The sequence below is a fragment of the Rhizobium sp. NLR10b genome (assembly GCF_019685435.1).
In the GTDB taxonomy this organism is placed as follows: domain Bacteria; phylum Pseudomonadota; class Alphaproteobacteria; order Rhizobiales; family Rhizobiaceae; genus Rhizobium.
Genome location: NZ_JABDWV010000018.1, coordinates 137,600 through 153,940 on the forward strand (window position 1 = coordinate 137,600; position 16,341 = coordinate 153,940).

At 62.5% G+C, this 16,341-nt stretch carries 13 protein-coding genes; 4 read left to right on the forward strand and 9 right to left on the reverse strand.

What is annotated here, in order from left to right; genetic code table 11:
* Positions 1 to 22: 22 nt before the first annotated feature.
* A complete protein-coding gene (locus HJB91_RS26265) occupies positions 23 to 832 on the reverse strand; it encodes a MerR family transcriptional regulator (RefSeq protein WP_210629673.1) in 810 nt (269 codons plus the stop codon).
* A 165-nt stretch (positions 833 to 997) separates the two neighbouring features.
* Between HJB91_RS26265 and HJB91_RS26270 the strand changes: the two genes are divergently transcribed.
* Both HJB91_RS26270 and HJB91_RS26275 read left to right on the forward strand, forming a co-directional pair.
* A complete protein-coding gene (locus HJB91_RS26270; RefSeq protein WP_221156149.1) occupies positions 998 to 2,278 on the forward strand; it encodes a 4-aminobutyrate--2-oxoglutarate transaminase in 1,281 nt (426 codons plus the stop codon).
* Positions 2,279 to 2,341: 63 nt separating this feature from the next.
* Positions 2,342 to 3,823, forward strand: coding sequence for an NAD-dependent succinate-semialdehyde dehydrogenase (locus HJB91_RS26275; RefSeq protein ID WP_221156151.1), 1,482 nt, complete (start codon positions 2,342 to 2,344; stop codon positions 3,821 to 3,823).
* Positions 3,824 to 3,866: 43 nt separating this feature from the next.
* Here HJB91_RS26275 and HJB91_RS26280 read toward each other — a convergent pair whose 3' ends face one another.
* Positions 3,867 to 4,076: a SlyX family protein gene (locus HJB91_RS26280; RefSeq protein WP_210629676.1), complete on the reverse strand. Its 210-nt coding sequence runs from the start codon at positions 4,074 to 4,076 to the stop codon at positions 3,867 to 3,869.
* 180 nt (positions 4,077 to 4,256) lie between these two features.
* Between HJB91_RS26280 and uxaC the strand changes: the two genes are divergently transcribed.
* Both uxaC and HJB91_RS26290 read left to right on the forward strand, forming a co-directional pair.
* The gene (gene uxaC / locus HJB91_RS26285; RefSeq protein WP_221156161.1) at positions 4,257 to 5,672 is read left to right on the forward strand and encodes a glucuronate isomerase; all 1,416 of its coding nucleotides are present in this window, start codon (positions 4,257 to 4,259) and stop codon (positions 5,670 to 5,672) included.
* A complete protein-coding gene (locus HJB91_RS26290; RefSeq protein WP_221147653.1) occupies positions 5,669 to 7,126 on the forward strand; it encodes a mannitol dehydrogenase family protein in 1,458 nt (485 codons plus the stop codon). Before uxaC ends, HJB91_RS26290 begins: the two co-directional genes overlap by 4 nt.
* Before the next feature lie 226 nt (positions 7,127 to 7,352).
* Here HJB91_RS26290 and HJB91_RS26295 read toward each other — a convergent pair whose 3' ends face one another.
* From HJB91_RS26295 to HJB91_RS26325, 7 genes are all read right to left on the reverse strand, one after another.
* Entirely contained in the window at positions 7,353 to 9,803 is a 2,451-nt protein-coding gene (locus HJB91_RS26295) for an FAD-dependent oxidoreductase (protein ID WP_221156164.1), read from the reverse strand.
* The gene (locus HJB91_RS26300) at positions 9,804 to 10,679 is read right to left on the reverse strand and encodes a phosphotransferase (RefSeq protein ID WP_221156174.1); all 876 of its coding nucleotides are present in this window, start codon (positions 10,677 to 10,679) and stop codon (positions 9,804 to 9,806) included.
* A gap of 99 nt (positions 10,680 to 10,778) precedes the next feature.
* The gene (locus HJB91_RS26305; RefSeq protein ID WP_210629681.1) at positions 10,779 to 11,855 is read right to left on the reverse strand and encodes an ABC transporter ATP-binding protein; all 1,077 of its coding nucleotides are present in this window, start codon (positions 11,853 to 11,855) and stop codon (positions 10,779 to 10,781) included.
* Positions 11,856 to 11,881: 26 nt separating this feature from the next.
* The gene (locus HJB91_RS26310; RefSeq protein WP_221156177.1) at positions 11,882 to 12,979 is read right to left on the reverse strand and encodes a Gfo/Idh/MocA family protein; all 1,098 of its coding nucleotides are present in this window, start codon (positions 12,977 to 12,979) and stop codon (positions 11,882 to 11,884) included.
* Positions 12,979 to 13,866, reverse strand: a complete 888-nt coding sequence (locus HJB91_RS26315) for a carbohydrate ABC transporter permease (protein WP_405047683.1) — start codon at positions 13,864 to 13,866, stop codon at positions 12,979 to 12,981. The genes HJB91_RS26310 and HJB91_RS26315 overlap by 1 nt, the downstream gene beginning before the upstream one ends.
* Positions 13,859 to 14,818, reverse strand: coding sequence for a carbohydrate ABC transporter permease (locus HJB91_RS26320; RefSeq protein ID WP_210629683.1), 960 nt, complete (start codon positions 14,816 to 14,818; stop codon positions 13,859 to 13,861). Before HJB91_RS26320 ends, HJB91_RS26315 begins: the two co-directional genes overlap by 8 nt.
* Positions 14,819 to 14,824: 6 nt before the next feature.
* Positions 14,825 to 16,111, reverse strand: coding sequence for an ABC transporter substrate-binding protein (locus tag HJB91_RS26325; RefSeq protein WP_210629684.1), 1,287 nt, complete (start codon positions 16,109 to 16,111; stop codon positions 14,825 to 14,827).
* Between the last annotated feature and the right edge of the window lie 230 nt (positions 16,112 to 16,341).

A 16,341-nucleotide genomic window follows, 5' to 3' on the forward strand; every position in this document is an offset into this window, starting at 1 on the left:
ACTGCTTCCTGCTGCGGCTGGTTCAGAATGTCGGCGGCGTGTTGATCCAGAGAAGCACGGTTTCGCCATCGTGGCGGTTGCGCCAGGAATGGTAGCGGCGGCTTTCGAAATACAGTGAATCGCCCGGGCCGAGATCGAAGAACTGATCGCTGTCAAGCACCAGTTCCAGCCGGCCGGACAGGACATGCATGAATTCCTCGCCTTCGTGGCGATAGGCGCCCTCGCTGGCAGCGCCCGGCGCCAGCACGAAACGATGGCAATCCATCATCCTGCGGCCTTCGGCAAGCAACTGCACCGTAACCCCGGGGGTCGTTTCCGGCCAGGTGCGCCACTCGCCGGCGCGTATCACTGCCGGCACCTCCACGCTTTCCTCGCCGGAGAGGCGGGAGACGGTGGTGGCGTAATATTCGGCGAGGTCGTGCAGCGTCTTGAACCCGACGCCTTGCGAGGTGCGCTCCAGCGTCGAGAGCGTCGACGCGGTGATGCCAATATCACCGGCCACCTGATCGAGGGTCTTGCCTGCGGCGTGGCGGAGGCTCCGCAGTTTCCGGCCGAGGCCGGAATCCTGGCCGGGTTCGGCACTGTCCGCGGAGGGTTCCTCGCTCTCCAGCGCCTCTCGGATTGCTGCCGGATTGAGACCGCGCTCGACCCGGTACCAGGAGATGCGCTTCAGCCGCGCCACGTCGTCGGCGCTATATTGCCGATGGCCGGTTTCGGAGCGGCCGGGAACGACCAGGCCCTGGCTTTCCCAGAGGCGCAGCGTCGAGGCGGAGACTCCCGCCAGCCGCGCGGCCTCCGCTACCTTGTAGCGCACAGGCCCGTTGTCACTCATCAGCCAATACCCCGATTCTCGTTGCGCGAGCATTCATCAAATCGCGTGATGTTTGAAGCAAAAAATGCCGCTTGTTTTCTTGCAGAAAAAATGTAGGAATTTCCAGAGATTCTTACAGAACTTATGTAAGATAATTCCAAAAACCTGCAACACGGGAGCAGCTCGATGACCGCGACAAGCCTTACCGACCGGAAGAACGCCGCGATTTCACGCGGCGTCGGCATGACTACCCAGATCTATGCGGATCGCGCAGAGAATGCCGAAATCTGGGACAAGGAGGGCCGCCGCTATATCGATTTCGCCGCCGGCATCGCCGTGCTCAACACCGGTCACCGCCACCCCAAGGTCATTGCGGCGGTCAAGGATCAGCTCGACCGCTTCACCCATACCTGCCACCAAGTGGTGCCCTACGAGAACTACGTCAGCCTCGCCGAGCGGCTGAACGCGCTGGTGCCCGGCGATTTCCAGAAAAAGACCATCTTCGTCACCACTGGCGCCGAGGCGGTCGAGAACGCCGTCAAGATCGCCCGTGCCGCGACCGGCCGCTCGGCCGTCATCGCCTTCGGCGGCGGCTTCCACGGCCGCACCTTCATGGGCATGGCGCTGACCGGCAAGGTCGTGCCCTACAAGGTCGGCTTCGGCGCGATGCCCGGCGATGTCTTCCATGTTCCTTTCCCCGTCGAACTGCATGGCGTCTCCGTCGATCAGTCGCTTGCGGCGCTGAAGAAACTCTTCGCCGCCGATGTCGATCCGCAGCGTGTCGCAGCCATCATCCTCGAGCCGGTGCAGGGTGAAGGCGGCTTCTATCCGGCGACCGCAGCCTTCATGAAAGCCCTGCGCGAACTTTGCGACCAGCATGGCATCCTGCTGATCGCCGATGAGGTGCAGACCGGTTTTGCCCGCACCGGCAAGATGTTCGCGATGGATCACCACGAGGTGGCCGCCGACCTGACGACGATGGCGAAAAGCCTCGCCGGCGGCTTCCCACTTGCTGCCGTCACCGGCCGCGCCGAAATCATGGACGCGCCGGGGCCGGGCGGGCTCGGCGGCACCTATGGCGGCAATCCGCTCGGTATCGCCGCTGCCCATGCCGTCCTCGACGTCATCAAGGAGGAGGATCTCTGCAACCGCGCGAACCTGCTCGGCGGGCGGCTGAAGCAGCGGCTGGAATCCTTGCGTGAAAAGGTGCCGGAGATCGCCGATATTCGCGGACCGGGCTTCATGAACGCCGTCGAATTCAATGACCGGAGGACGGGATTGCCGAGTGCTGATTTCGCCAACAAGGTGCGGCTGACAGCGCTCGACAAGGGGCTGATCCTGCTCACCTGCGGCGTCCATGGAAACGTCATCCGCTTCCTCGCGCCGATCACCATCCAGGACGAGGTCTTCGGCGAGGCGCTCGACATTCTCGAGACCTCGATGCTGGAGGCCAGTGCCGCCAGCTAGCGCCGATCGAACCCGGATTTCAATGGCGCCGGCGATCGGCAGCCGCTCCCAAGGAGATATGATATGGCTTTCACTACCGCACTGACCAGGCACATTGCCTTTTCCTCGCCGCTGCTGCGCGATGCCGGCTATATCAACGGCGTCTGGACGTCGGGCGACGCCGCAAAGACCTTCGACGTTCTGAACCCGGCAACCGGCGAGCTGCTCGCCTCCCTCCCCGATATGGGCGCAGCCGAAACGCGGGCGGCGATCGATGCGGCCAATGCTGCCCAGCCGGCCTGGGCTGCCCGCCCCGCCAAGGAACGCAGCCAGATCCTGCGCAAATGGTTCGACCTGATCGTCGCCAATGCCGACGCGCTCGCGGCGATCCTGACGGCCGAAATGGGCAAGCCCTTCCCCGAAGCGCGCGGTGAGATCCTTTATGCCGCCGCCTATATCGAATGGTATGCGGAAGAGGCCAAGCGCATCTACGGCGAGACGATCCCGGCGCCTTCCCAGGATAAGCGCATGATCGTCATCAAGCAGCCGGTCGGCGTCGTCGGCACGATCACACCGTGGAATTTCCCGGCGGCGATGATTGCCCGCAAGATCGCCCCGGCGCTTGCCGTCGGCTGCACTGTCGTCTCGAAGCCGGCCGAGCAGACTCCGCTGACTGCGATTGCCCTCGCCGTGCTCGCCGAACAGGCCGGCATTCCCGCCGGCGTCTTCAATCTGATCGTCGGGCTCGACGGGCCGGCAATCGGCCGAGAGCTCTGCGGCAATGAGAAAGTGCGCAAGATCAGCTTCACCGGCTCGACGGAAGTCGGCCGCATCCTGATGCGGCAATGCGCTGACCAGATCAAGAAGGTGAGCCTGGAGCTCGGTGGCAACGCGCCGTTCATTGTCTTCGACGATGCCGATCTCGACGCCGCCGTCGAGGGCGCGATCGCCTCCAAATATCGCAATGCCGGCCAGACCTGCGTTTGCGCCAACCGCCTCTATATCCAGTCCAGCGTCTATGACGCCTTTGCCGCGAAGCTTGCCGCCAAGGTCGCCGAGTTGTCGGTCGGGGACGGGTTCAAGCCCGGTGTCGAGATCGGGCCGCTGATCGACGAGCAGGGTCTTGCCAAGGTGGAGGACCATGTCGGCGACGCGCTGGCCAAGGGCGCCAAGGTTCTGACCGGCGGCAAGCGCATCGACGGCGCCGGCACCTTCTTTGCGCCGACGGTGCTGACCGGCGTGACCCGCGGCATGACGGTGGCGCGCGAGGAAACCTTCGGGCCGGTGGCGCCGCTCTTCCGCTTCGAGACGGCCGAGGACGTCATCGCTCAGGCCAACGACACCGAATTCGGCCTGGCCGCCTACTTCTATGCCGGTGACCTGAAGAAGGTCTGGCGGGTGGCGGAGGCGCTGGAATACGGCATGATCGGCATCAATACCGGGCTGATGTCATCCGAGACGGCGCCCTTCGGCGGCATCAAGCAATCCGGTCTCGGCCGCGAGGGCTCCCGCCATGGCGCCGACGATTATCTAGAGATGAAATATCTCTGCATTGGCGGCGTCTGATCGGCCCCTGTACCGAGAGCACGCGGCATTCCGCCGCGTGTTTTCAATAATGCGGCGGACGAGTGATGGCCGGCGCGTCCAGCGACTGCTCCTCCAGCGACAGGAAGCGTTCTGTCAACCGTTCGAGCTTGGTGCGCATCTGCTCCACGCTCTTCCATTGTTCGGCGAGCTGATCGGAAAGCTCCTCGATCGTCTTTGCCTGATGGGCCAGCATTTCCTCCAGCCGGGTGATGCGGTTGGTCTCGTCGGACATCGATCCTCCTTTGCCGACACCGGCAGAACAGATGGTTCTCCCAAACCGGAAATAGGCCGCCGCGTCAATGTTTTCGATCCCCGGCGCGGCCATGCGCAAAACTGAACCGTTTGGTTACTAAAAGACCTTGCCGTGCCCGATGTAGTGGGGTAGGCCCTAATCCATCAGGGAGGAATACTGATGGATGCAGGCAACGGCTTTCTTCATCCGGACCGGCTCTTTCCGGCCGACCCGGCGACACGGACCATCGCGCGAGACCTCTACGAGACGGTGCGCAATCTTCCGATCGTCAGCCCGCATGGGCACACCGAACCGTCCTGGTTCGCCGACAATAAGCCTTTTGAAGACGCCGCTTCGCTGCTGGTCATTCCCGATCACTATCTTTTCCGCATGCTGCACAGCGTCGGCGTCACCTTGGACGAGCTCGGTGTTCCCAGGCTCGACGGCAAGCCGGTGGCTGAGGGGCGGGCGATCTGGCGGACCTTTGCCAAGCATTACCATCTCTTCCGCGGAACGCCCTCGAGCCTCTGGGTTGATCATGCAATGTCGGCCGTGCTCGGCTGCACCGAACCGCTGACGGCGGATAATGCCGATGCGCTTTACGATCACATCAATGCCCAGCTCGCCCGTCCCGAATTCCGCCCGCGGGCGCTGCATCAGCGATTCGGCATCGAAACGATCGCGACGACCGAAGGTGCGCTCGACCCGCTTGTCCATCACCAGAAGATGGCGGCGGAGGGCTGGATCGGTAAGGTGCGCACCACCTACCGGCCGGACAGCGTCACCGATCCTGATGCCGTCGGTTTCCGCGACAATCTCCTCAAGTTCGGAGAAATCACCGGCGCCGACGTGACGAACTGGGACGGCCTGATCGAGGCGCATCGGCGCCGGCGCGCCTATTTCCGCAAGTTCGGCGCGACTGCCACCGATCACGGCGTGCCGACAGCCTTCACCGCTGATCTGCCGCTGGCCGAAAAGCAGGCGTTGCTCGACAAGGCATTGAAGGGCCCGCTTTCGGCTGTTGAGGCCGAGCTTTTCCGCGGCCAGATGATGACCGAGATGGCCGGTCTCTCGGCCGAGGACGGCATGGTGATGCAGATCCATGCCGGCTCGCGACGCAATACCGACAGCGGACTCTTTGCCACCCGCGGCCCCAATATGGGCGCCGATATCCCGACACGCACGGACTGGGTCGGCGGCTTGAATGCGCTGCTTTGCAAATATGGCCATGCGCCGGGCCTGCGCATCCTGCTTTTCACGCTCGACGAGACGACCTATGCGCGAGAGCTGGCGCCGATGGCCGGCCATTGGGCCTGCCTGATGGTGGGCCCGCCCTGGTGGTTCCATGACAGCCCGCTCGGCATCCGTCGCTATCTCGACCAGGTGGTAGAGACGGCCGGTTTCGCCAATATGGCAGGTTTCAACGATGACACGCGGGCGCTGCTGTCGATCCCGGCCCGCCACGACGTCTGGCGCCGTGAAGTCTGCCGCTTCCTCGCTCAACTCGCAGCCGAGCATCGGATTTCCGGGAAGGAAGCCGAGATCGTGGCGCGCGAACTCTCCTATGACAATGCAAAGAAGGCCTACAAGCTGTGAGCGACAGACTGCAGAACGTGACCGGCCTTGCGCCGACGGCGAAGCTTCCCGCCTATAACAGGAATGCGCTGAAGGCTGGCATCCTGCATCTCGGCCCGGGCGCCTTCTTCCGCGCCCATTTCGCGCCCTTCACGGATGCTGCACTCGCAGCAGCCGGCGGCGACTGGGGCATTGAGGTGGCGAGCCTGCGCACGCCCGATGTCGCGGACAATCTCTCCGCCCAGAACGGGCTTTATACGATGCTGATCCGCGATACATCAGGCACGACGGCCGAAGTGATCGGCTCGATCCTGAAGGCGCATGTGGCGCCACGCGATCCGGCCGGCCTGCTGGCGCGGCTCGAGGACCCTGCCATCCGCATCGTCAGTATGACGGTCACGGAAAAGGCCTATGGCTTCGATCCCGCAACCGGCGGCCTCGACCTCAAGCATCCCGATGTCGTTGCCGACCTCGCCAATCGGCATGCGCCGCGCGGCGTCATCGGTTATCTCGTCGAAGGACTGGCGCGCCGACGGCAGAAGGGCATCGCCCCCTTTACGCCGCTCAGCTGCGACAATCTGCCGAGCAACGGCGCCGTGCTGAAACGCCTCGTGCTGGAATTCACTTCGCGCATCGATGCCGACCTGCATCGCTGGATCGAAGCGAATGTGCCCTTCCCCTCGACGATGGTCGACCGCATCACGCCGGCAAGCACCGAAGCGACCTATGCCGATGCCGAGCGGCTGACGGGCCGCACCGACATGGCGGCGGTCGAGACGGAACCCTTTACGCAATGGGTCATCGAAGACCATTTCGCCAATGGCCGTCCGGCCTGGGAAAAGGTACGCGGCGCGCTGATGGTCGAGGAAGTCTCGGCTTACGAAAAAATGAAGCTCAGGATGCTGAACGGAGCCCATTCGCTGCTCGCCTATCTCGGTTATATCGGCGGCTATGAATTCATCCGAGACGTTATGGATGATGCCGGCCTGGCGGCGCTTGCCTACCGCCACATGCACGCGGCGGCGCGCACACTGGACGCGGTGCCGGGCATCGATCTCGATGACTACGCCAATGAATTGATAGCACGCTTTGCAAATAAGGCGATCGCGCACCGCACCTATCAAATCGCCATGGACGGCACGCAGAAACTGCCACAGCGGCTGCTGGAGCCGGCATGCGAGGCGCTTGCCCTTGGCGACCGGGCGGAGACCTACGCGATCGCCGTCGCGGCGTGGATGCGTTATGCGACCGGCGAACATGGCAATGGCGAGCGCTATGAGCTGCGCGATCCCCGCGCTGCTGAGATCGCCGCGCTGATTGCCGACGTCCCGCGCACCGGCCCGGCGATTTCGGCGGCGCTCTTCACCCTCCCCGGCCTTTTCCCGGCGGCTTTGACCGGACATCGGGCCTGGACGCAGGATGTCTCGGACAAGTTGGAGATCCTAATCCAGGACGACCGGCTGCCGCTGTTTTAAGAAGTGTGAGTCTTTTCGGCAAAAGAGAGGGTGTGCCACACGGCATACCCTCTCCTCCGTCATCGCTGTGCTCGTCACAGGGATCCAGTGCGCCCAAGTCCCTGGGCGCGGGGAACTCTATTCAGGCCGTGGGAAGTCATTCACCGCGCAGACGCGCGGTGGCTGGATTCCTGTGACGAGCACAGGAAGTTCGGGGTTGCTCTTTCTTCTCCGCCATACCGCATGGTCAAGCCTTCACCCGCATCATATCGGGATCGTAGAGCGGCGCCAGCGACACCTTGCAGGGAATGCGCTCCCTGGCGACATCGAGTTCATAAGTGCCGGCGAGAACGAAATCCTCCGTCACGCCCTCCGGGTCGCGGACATAGCCGTAGCCGATCGCCTTCCCAAGCGTATAACCGAAGCCGCCGCTCGAGAGCCAGCCGACACGTTTGCCGTTGCGATAGATGGTTTCACGGCCGAGCAGCACGGTATCGGGATCGTCGGGAACGAAGCAGGCGAGGCGCTTCTTCACGCCGTCTGCAAGCTGCCGCTCGATCGCCTCGCGGCCGCGGAACGGAATGTTCTTCCTGATCTTCACCGCCCAGCCGAGGCCGGCTTCAACCGGCGTGTGGTCGGGGCCGATATCGGAGCCCCAGGCGCGATAGCCCTTTTCCAGGCGGCAGCTCTCGATGGCGCGATAGCCGGCATTGACGAGGCCGAATTCGCCGCCTGATGCCATCAGCACGTCATAGACCGTGGTCGCATATTCAATGGGAACATGCAGTTCGTAGCCGAGCTCGCCGACATAGGTGATGCGCAATGCTCGCACCGGGCAGCCCGATATGCCGATGGTTCTGACCTGACCGAAGGGGAAGGCGGCATTCGAGACATCGCTGCCTGTCACCTTTTCCAGCACCGCGCGTGCATTCGGTCCCATCAGCGACAGCACGGAATAGGCCGAGGTGACCTCGACCAGCTCGGCATGCATCTCCGCCGGAATATTGCGGGCGATCCAATTGAAGTCGTGGGTGGCGAAACCGGTGCCGGTGACGATGTAATATTCGTCCTCGGCGATGCGGGCGACGGTCAGATCGCATTCGATTCCGCCCTTGTCGTTCAACATCTGCGTGTAGATGAGCGATCCCACGGGCCTTGCAACATCGTTGGCGGCAATCCAGGAGAGTGCCGCCTCGGCATCCCTGCCCTTCAGCACGAATTTGGCGAAGGAGGTCTGGTCGAAGATGACGGCCGCCTCGCGCACCGCCTTATGCTCGCGGCCGACGGCATCGAACCAGTTCTGCCTGCCGTAGCTGTAGATATCCTTCGGCTCCTCATTGGCGAAGAGATCGGCAAACCAATTCGGCCGCTCCCAGCCGAGCTTTTCGCCGAAACAGGCGCCTTGCGCCTTCAGCCGGTCATAGAGCGGCGATTTGCGGCAGGGGCGGCCGCTCGAATGCTCCTCGAAAGGCCAGGCCATGGTGTAGTGCTTGCCATAGGCTTCAAGCGTGCGGGTGCGCACCCAGTCGGTATCGAAGTGCGGGCGACCGAAGCGGCGGATGTCGACCGGCCAGAGATCATAGGGCGGCTCGCCCTTCGTCACCCATTCGGCGAGCGCCATGCCTGCGCCGCCGGCCGAGGCAATGCCGAAGGCGTTGAAACCGGCGCCGACGAAGAAGTTCTTCAGCTCCGGCGCCTCACCGAGAATGAAGTTACCGTCAGGCGTAAAACTTTCCGGGCCGTTCAGCAACTGCTTGACGCCGACATCCTCCAGCGCCGGAACGCGGCCGAGCGCTTGTTCCATGATCTGCTCGAAATGGTCGAAATTGCTATCCAGCAGCGTGTAATGGAAACCCTCCGGGATGCCCTGCTTCGCCCAGGGAATGGGATTGGGCTCATAGCCGCCCATGATGATGCCGCCGACCTCCTCCTTGTAATAGGTCAGGCGATCGGGATCGCGCAGCGTCGGCAGGTTGGAGGGCACGCCGAAGGATTCGGTGATGATATATTGGTGCTCGACCGAGACCAGCGGCACGTTGACGCCGAAACGCTGGCCAAAGGCGCGCGTCCATTGGCCGGCGCAGACGACGACGCGCTCGCATTCGATACGTCCCTCGGCGGTCACAACGGCGCGGATTCGTCCCTTGTCGATCTCGAGGTCGAGGACTTCGGTATCCTCGAAGATCGAAACGCCTGCTATGCGGGCGCCTTTCGCCAGCGCCTGGGTGATATCGGAAGGATTGGCCTGACCGTCCGTCGGAAGGAAGGCGGCGCCGACGAGATCGTCAATCGTCATCAGCGGCCAGAGATCGAAAGCCTCCTGCGGCGTCAGCAACTGCATTTCGAGGCCGAAGGACTGGGCGGTGGTCGCCTGGCGCTTGACCTCCGTCCAGCGCTCCTCGTTGCAGGCAAGGCGCAGGCCGCCGTTCATCTTCCAGCCGGTGCCGAGGCCCGTTTCCTCTTCCAGCCGCTTGTAGAGATCGACGGAGTAGCCGAGCAACTGGGTGATGTTGGCGCTGGTGCGCAGCTGGCCGACGAGTCCGGCGGCATGAAAGGTGGTGCCCGAGGTCAGCTTCTTGCGTTCGAGCAGCACGGTATCGGTCCAGCCGAGCTTGCCGAGATGATAGGCTGTCGAGCAGCCGATGATGCCGCCGCCGATGACCACGGCCTTTGCCGTCTTCGGTAATTGTCTCGTCATTTATGGATCCTGTTCAAAGGCTTGATAGGCGCGCTCGAAGCGCGCCAGATTCTCGGCCGTATAGGCGGCATAGTCGAAATCGATGGTGGAGTGGATTTCCGAAATCATGCTCCAGAGCGTCTCGCGCAGCAGCGAGGCGCATTTCATCGCGCCGTAGCGGCGGCTCAGCTCATCGGTCAGCGGCCGGTCGAAATAGCCCTCGAGCATCATCTGCTCGGCGGCTTGCGAGAACTCGTTGTTGGAGGCCAATCCGCCGAGATCGAACAGCGGCGTGTTGAAGCCGGCATAATCCCAGTCGATCAGCCAGAGCCGCTTGCCGTCATCGAGAAAATTGGCGGCCAGCAAATCGTTATGGCCGAAGGCGATCTCGAACGGCCCTGCCGCTGCTTCCAGCATCTCGGCCTTGCCGATCAACGCCGGCAGCAGCGGAAGGTGGAGGCTGCCCGATTCCTTCAGGCTGGCGGCGTAATCGCGGATGACGTGGAAGACCCAGAAGATCATCGCCGGGCCGCGGAAATGCCGCGCGATGTCATGGTGGCAGGCGCGCAGCAGCGGCACGACCCGGGCCAGCATGTCAGGTGCCCTGATATCCTCGGGCGACAGCGCCCGCGCCTCGACATAGTCGAGCACCAGCACCCCGGGCGAATGGTGGATGACGGCAGGCGACAGGCCGGCGGCATGCGCCGCGCGGCTTGCGGCAAGCTCGTTCTGCCTGATGATGTGGTGGATCGGAATATCGGCGCCGAGTCTCACCACGCAGCGCACGACGGCATCGCTAACCAGATAGTTCCTGTTGGTGATGCCACCGGATATTGGCGAAATTTCAATCGGACCCTGCCAGATGCCAAGCGCATGAATCCTATCCTCAGGCGTCATGCTATCCCCCTTGCGGCGCTTGCAAAATGATGGGGCAGAGCGGGATAGGCTGTCAAGCCGCGGCGCGCGTCCTTCCGGACGCGCGAAGGGGCTATAGGGTCAGATCGTCTTGCCGGCAGCGTCGAAGACGTGGCAGCGGGCCGGATCGAAGAAGGCCTGCACATTGGTGCCACGCTCGACCTTCTGCTGACCGTCGAGGGCAATCGTCAGGAGCTGTCCGTCCGGCGTCGTCGTATAGAGCATGGTGGCGCCGCCGAGATTTTCGACGAGATCGACATTGACGGTCGAAAGCGTGATGGTGCCCTGCGTGAGGGACAGATGCTCGGGGCGGATGCCGAAGGTGACGGCCTCGCCGGCCTCGCCCCTCAGCCGGCGCGGCAGGCGGACGGAATTGCCGCAGACATGAATACTGGTTTCGGCCCCGCCGACCTCTTCGATGCGCGCCTGCAAAAAGTTCATCTTCGGGCTGCCGATAAAGCCGGCGACGAAGCGGTTGGCCGGGTTGTTGTAGAGATCGAGCGGCGCGCCGACCTGCTCGATGCGGCCGGAATTCAAGACGACGATCTTGTCGGCCATCGTCATCGCCTCGACCTGGTCATGGGTGACGTAGATCATGGTGTTGCCAAGCTGCCGGTGCAGGCGGGAGATCTCGACACGCATCTGCACACGCAGTTCGGCATCGAGGTTCGACAGCGGTTCGTCGAACAGGAAGATGCGTGGCTCGCGCACGATGGCGCGGCCGATCGCCACGCGCTGGCGTTGGCCGCCGGAGAGCGCCTTCGGCTTGCGCTCCAGCAGCTTCTCGATCTGCAGGATTTCGGCGGCGCGCTTCACCTTCGGCTGGATCTCGGCCTTCTTGTAACCGGCCGTCTCCAGGCCGAAAGCGAGGTTCTTGTAAACCGACATGTGGGGATAGAGCGCATAGGACTGGAAGACCATGGCGATGCCGCGCTTGGCCGGCGCCACCTCGTTCATGCGCTCGCTGTCGAGCAGCAGCGCCCCACCGGTGATCTCCTCGAGGCCGGCGATCATGCGCAGAAGGGTCGATTTCCCACAGCCCGAGGGGCCGACGAAAACGACGAATTCGCCGGGATCGATCGCCAGGTCGATGCCATGGATCACATCCAGCGAGCCGTAGCGCTTCTCGACCTTCTGAAGAACGACACTGGTTGCCATCGTCTCAAAACCCTCTCTTTTGCAGGTTACTTCGTTCTTGCGCGCCAATCGGCGTATTTGGGACTGTCGGGACCGACCGGCAGCGGCACTTCGGCGCCGCTGTCCGATGACTGGTAGATGGCGGTGACGAGTTCCAGCGCGCGGCGCGCATCCTTCGATGTCACCGGCAACGGCCCCTGGCCGCTGAGGAAGGCATGGAACTGGCCCATCTGTGTGGTGAAACGCGGCGCGACGGGCTGCCAGTCGCCGACCACCCGATCGATCTTTTCGCGGACGTCATCGTTGGCGGCGATGATTTTCCAGGGATCCTTGCCTGGCGTGTAGGGTTCGTGCGTGCTTTCGAAGGTGACGTTTTCAAAATGCAGTCTCAGCCGGCTGATCTGTTCCTGCGAACCGAGCGTGCAGGACAGCGAGACGAAGGCGCCGTTTTCCATCAGCAGGCTGGCGGAGGCGCAGTCCTCGACCTCGATATCGTTGACACGGGTGGCCACCCGGCCGAAAACCCTTGCCGCCGGGCCCATCAAATGCATCAGCATATCATGCAGATGCAAGGCATGGGTGACGAGCACGCCGCCAAGCTCCGTCGCCCATTTGCCGCGCCAGGGCACGGCGTAATATTCGGGGTTGCGCAGCCAGAAGGTTTCGACAGATGCCGTATAGGGCTTGCCGGCAATGCCGGCATCGATGATCCGCTTGGCCTTCTGGATGCCGTCGCCGTAGCGGTACTGGAAGATCGGCATCAGCACGCCTTTGGCGGTTTTTTCCGCCTCCATGATGGTATCGACCCCGGCAAGGGAGCCCGTCAGCGGCTTTTCGCAGACGACGTGCTTGCCGGCCGCCAGGGCCGCGACCACCTGTTCCAGATGGATGCCGGGAGGGGTGCAGATATCGATGATGTCGATCGTGTCGTCGGCCAGCAGCGCCTGGAAAGAGGTGGTGCGGCGTTCGATGCCGAACTCGTCGCCGACGGCCGCCAGGCGTTCTTCGTTCAGATCGCAGATCGCCGTCACCTTGAACTTGTCGGAATGCGGCAGATAGCCTTCGACAATATGCGAACGGCCGATGCCGCAGCCGACGATCGCGACGGTCTTGATGCTCATGTCAGTCTTTTCCACTACTGCCATCAGCGTTTCATTCCGGTCGTGGCGATGCCTTCGATCAGCAGGCGTTGGAAGAACAGGAAGAAGAAGAACACCGGCACCAACGTCAGGGTCGACATGGCGAAGAGACCACCCCAATCCGACGCGCTGGTGGAATCCACGAAGGTGCGCAGGCCGAGCTGGATCGTGTAGGTGTTCATGTCGTTCAGGTAGATCAGTGGTCCGAAGAAATCGTCCCAGGTCCAGATGAAGGAGAAGATGGCGGCCGTTGCCAGCACCGGCAGCGACAGCGGCAGCATGATCTTCCAATAGATCCGCCAGGCGCTGCAGCCATCCATCATCGCCGCCTCGTCGAGTTCACGCGGGATGCCGCGGAAGAACTGCACCATCAGAAAGATGAAGAAGGCGTCGCTTGCCAGGAACTTCGGCACGACGAGCGGCAGGATGGTGTTGACCCAGCCAAGGTTGAGGAAGAGCACATATTGCGGGATCAGCGTCACGTGATAGGGGATCATCAGCGTGCCGAGCATGATCGCGAACCAGAAATTCCGGCCGGCAAAACGCAGCCGCGCAAAGGCGAAGGCCGTCAGCGAACAGGCAATGACATTGCCGGTCACCACCAGCAGCGAGATGACGAGCGAATTCCAGAAGAACCGGCCGAAGCTGACATCGAGGCCGACCCAACCGCGCGCATAGGACGAGAAATCGATCGAGGACGGAATGAGCGAGGTCGACGAAAAGATCTCGGTTTCCGGCCTGACCGATGCCGAGACCATCCACAACAGCGGATAGAGCATCAGAAGCGAGGCGGCGATCAGCAGGGCGTGGATCATGAGTGACCCGGGCAGGCTGCGTTTCGTGATGTCCGATGGCGGCCTGGCCGCGGTGACGGGAGCGGTCATCTCAGTCATCGTAATGCACCCAATAACGCGAGGTCAGGAAGGAGAAGGCGGTGAAGATCGCGATGATCACCACCAGGATCCAGGCGAGCGCCGAGGCGTAGCCCATGCGGAAATTGCCGAAGGCTTCCTGATAGAGGTAGAGCGTGTAGAATAGCGTCGAATTGATCGGCCCACCCGTGCCGCCCGATATGATGAAGGCCGGCGTGAAGGCCTTGAAGGCTTCGATCGTCTGGACGACGGCGTTGAAGAAGATCACCGGCGTCAGAAGCGGCAGCGTGATCTTGTAGAATTGACGGAATTTCGAGGCGCCGTCGAGACTTGCCGCCTCATACATATCCTGCGGGATCTGGCGCAGGCCGGCGAGGAAGATGATCATCGGCGAACCGAACTGCCAGACGGACAGCGCCACCAGCGTATAGATCGAATAGTTCGGATGCGAGATCCAGCTTGGTCCTTCGATGCCGATCTGGGCGAGCGCGGCGTTGACGAGGCCGTCGCTGGCGAAAAGCTGGCGCCAGAGCACGGCGATCGCCACGCTGCCGCCGAGCAGTGACGGCAGGTAGAAGATGGCGCGATAAAAGGTCAGCCCGCGCAGGCCGCGGTTTAGCGCCATGGCGACCAGCAAGGCAAAGGTCAGCTTGAACGGCACCGAGAAGACGACATAAGTCAGGGTGACGTGCATGGCGGCGGAAAATTTCGGATCCGCCGTGGCGATGCGCACGTAATTCGCAATTCCCACCCACCGCGGCGACTGCAGCATGTCGAAGTCGGTGAAGGAGAGGTAGAGCGAAATCAGGGCCGGCCCGAGCGTCAGCCCGAAAAAGCCGATAAGCCACGGAAGGAGGAAGAGATAGCCGGGCGCGTTGGCGTTCCAGAGACGCCTGAAGCGTCCCTCGGCCACTGCGCCTTGATATCTTTCCACTGGTATGGCCCCTGCGGGCGTGCGCATCGCATTGCTCATACGGGATCAGCCTCGTGCGAGAATCTGCGTGATTTCATCAACAAGTTGTTTGCCGCCATCGGCGGGAGATAACTGCCCGAACCCGACCTGTTCGGCGATGTTGCGCAGCATGAGTTCGCCTTCACCGGCACCGGCCGGCGGGGGCGGCGGCAATTTGCCGGCGAGGTCGCCAAGGCCGCTGACATATTCCAGCGGGACCTTGCCATTCTCGTCGAGCTTAGCTGCTACGACCTCGCGCATGGCAGCGGATTCCGGGATGCCGCGTTCGACGTCGAGCAGAACCGCTGCCTCGGGATTCTTGACGAAGAAATTGACGTAATCGACCGCCAGGTCCACGGATTTCGACTGGGCCGAAACCGAGAAGAACATCGACGGCTTGCGATAGTGGCCGCCCTTCGAATCCGGCTTGATGCGCATGTAGTTGGTCAGTGCCAGCTTATCCTTGTTCATTGCCTGATAGGCGACGAACTGGTTGGAATGGGCAAAACCGGCCGCAGCCTTGCCAAGCGACACCGTGTTGGTTTCGATATCGTTTTTGTCGAGAGCCTGGATATCTGCCGGAACGCAGGCGCCGGACGCACGGAACTTGGCCCACATGTCGTACCATTCCGAGGCGTCATCCACGTCGAATCCGATCTTGCCGTCGGCGGTATAAAGCGCCTTGCCGCGCTGGCGCAGCCAGTTTTCGAACAGTGGTTCGCCGCCGCTGCCGTCGGCGATGCCGAACATGCCCTTGCGCTTGCCTGCCTTGGTAATCTCAGCACCCATGCGACCAAATTCCTCCCAGGTGGTCGCCTGGGTCGGCAGATCGACGCCGGCCTCCTTGAAGGCAGTGGTGTTCAGCACCGTCGCAGCCGAGTTCGCGCCCAGGCTGACGCCGTAGAGATGGCCGTCGACGCTGCCGCCTTCAATTTGCGCCTTGTCGAAATCCCCGAGATCGAGCTTGGCAGGCATATAGGATTCAAGCGGGGCGAGCGCGCCGCGCCGTGCATATTGGACGATGTAACGGTAATCCATCTGGATGACGTCCGGCGCGTTGCGGCCCGCGACCTGGGTCGCAAGGCGCGGCCAGTAGTCGCCCCAGCCCAGGAACTCGCCGGTGATCGACGTCCCCGGATTCTTGGTCTGATAGAGCTGCGATACCTTGTTGGTGCGGTCGGCGCGCGGCTGCGAGCCCCACCACAGGAGACGCAGGCGCTTTTCCTGTGCCAAGGCGCTGGTTCCGAGCGCCGAGAGCGACAGAAGCGCGGCGCTTCCCGCAACGAAATTACGCCTGCTTACACGTAGAGTCATTTTTTTCCTCCTCCAAAGGGAAGCGCCTCCACACGCTTCCAAACTAGTTTCGCTTGCGCAAATAACTAATTGGTTACAAGCTACGTGCAAAGCGGCAAGGCTGTCAAGCGGTGTTGGCCAAAGCATGATGCCGAACGTGTAAGCGAGCGGACGACATCCTGCTCTCACTGCTTAAGTGGGAGCAGGATGATTTTGGGGGCTAACAGGCCTCATCATCCTGTTTCAGCAGG